The sequence below is a fragment of the Streptomyces sp. NPDC051976 genome, assembly GCF_040680795.1.
GTDB lineage: Bacteria > Actinomycetota > Actinomycetes > Streptomycetales > Streptomycetaceae > Actinacidiphila.
Map to the genome: position 1 here is coordinate 1 of NZ_JBFAXL010000146.1, position 1,833 is coordinate 1,833.

Genomic DNA, 1,833 nt, shown 5'->3' on the forward strand with positions numbered 1-1,833 from the left:
TGGAAGCCTGAAGAACTCCCATCATCGCAGGTCACAAGGCACTTTCTCGTTCCAAGAAGAGTTATCCACAGACATCGAATCGGTGGATCAAGGCTTAGCGCTACGGCCGACGCCTACGAGGAGGCGATGGAGATAGCGGACGAGGCGGTCACCCTGGCCCGGAGGCTCGTCGTGGACCGGGGCCGTGACCACCTGCCACTGCTCGGCGGAGCGTTCCTCATGCAGGCGAAGACACTGGCTGGCGCGTCCCGACTGGCGGTGGCATCCCGGGTGAACAACAAGGCGGCGCAGATCTTCCGCTCCGTGTTCCGCGACACGACGGACTATGTGCAGGGCCTGTTGACCGCGCTGAACAATCAGGTGAGCTTTCTGACGCTCGCGCACAGGCTCGGGAACGCCGAGCGCGCCGCCGCCGAAGCCGTGACCGTCCTGGCGCCGCTGGACTTGCCGGAGGAGCTCGCTGACGCCCAACTGATGCACGCCAGGACCCTGCTTGCTGTCGACTGCCTCCTGGAGTTCGAGGTGGCCCGCGGCGCGGCCCTGGCGCTCTACCAGCGTCTGGACAGCGAGTCGACCGGTGACTACGCGCAAAAGATTGCCGAGGCGAAGTCCCTCGGCCTTGAGCCCCCTCAGCCCGCCTCCAATTAGCCACTGACCGACCTCACCAGAGGGACTGTCCGCAACGTCGAGTACTGCCTCACCTCACCTCGATAGCCTGCTGGTGATCGCCGACGCTGCGCGTGTCCACCTCAGTCAGGTCGTCCGCGAGTGGGGCGGCCGCACTGGCACCGGTGGACTGCGCTGCCTCGGATGGACAGGTGTGTGCGGTATCCATGCAGTGGTCCACCCGTGAGGGGTGATCGGGGTCGGGTGTGGTGATGCCCCCACGGGGCGGGGGACCGGCGTGGGGGCATCGCCTCCGGCGCGGGTAGGACGCGCGCCGGAACTGAAGGGGCTGCCGACGGCCTTTCGCCGTACCACCAGCAGCCTAGTCACGGGGACGGCGGCGCTATCGTCGGCAGCGCGTCGCGGCCGACAGCGAGCAAAGGCAGACGATTGCGGTAGCGCGGAACGCCGTTGCCGTCCGCCGGATGCTCGTCGAGCGGGATGATCCGGTGCTGCCTCATGCAGGCCGGACAGGCGAACACCGGGGCGGGCTGGACCCGGGCCGCGCCCGATCGCGCCGACCAGGACCGCGTCCTCTGCCATCCGGTTGTGCTACCGGCAGCGCTGCGGCAGCGCGTTCATGGCGTCGCTTGGATGTACGTGTTCCACAGTCGGTCGCCTTCCTTGCAGCGCCACACGCTGGACTGGCATTGCGTGCATCCGTTGGCATGCGTCTTGTAGGTGTCCCACGCCGTGACTTTGGGTGACGGGTCGAGTGGGGCGGGCCCCTCGCCGGTGTCGAGGTAGTGGCCGCTGGCATTCACCGGTCGCCCCCGCAACTGGAGCAGCTCGCGTGGCACGGCGGGGGCACGGAGGACACGGCGACGCCAGAGGTGTGGTCGACGTGCGCAGGCTGGCGGTTGTTCGACGGAAGCTGGGGCGAGCGCATCGCCTGCGAGGCTGGGTCGGCGCCGGTGAGTTCCCGGTCCTGGTGCGCCTTGCAGCCGACGACGGTCCACACCCGGCGGCCGCCTTCGACTGCGGTGGTCACCTCGCCGATGGGGCGGAGGCTGGGGTTGACCGCGCCGCACCACCAGCATGCCTCGCCGTGAAGTCGGGCGATGCTGGCGTCCGGCCCCGTGCCAGGGGGAGGCGTGGTTGGTACGCCGACGCTCATGGCCGATCCCATCTGCCGATTACTGCGGGCAGAAAGATCGTGACCGTCTG

General features: G+C 68.4%; 2 protein-coding genes. One reads left to right on the plus strand and one right to left on the minus strand.

The genetic code is table 11. The features are described from left to right. The first annotated feature begins 126 nt into the window (after window positions 1-126). Window positions 127-648, plus strand: a complete 522-nt coding sequence (locus tag AB0M29_RS45090; RefSeq protein WP_365393659.1) for a hypothetical protein — start codon at window positions 127-129, stop codon at window positions 646-648. 778 nt (window positions 649-1,426) lie between these two features. On the opposite strand, the gene AB0M29_RS45095 is transcribed toward AB0M29_RS45090, so the two are convergent. Beyond that, the coding region (locus AB0M29_RS45095; RefSeq protein WP_365393661.1) for a hypothetical protein at window positions 1,427-1,833 on the minus strand (407 nt) is incomplete at its 5' end.

Bases quoted from the DNA above. Each gene is read 5' to 3' on its own strand.
- AB0M29_RS45090 (WP_365393659.1), top strand. From the start codon at position 127: ATGGAGATAGCGGACGAGGCGGTCACCCTGGCCCGGAGGCTCGTCGTG.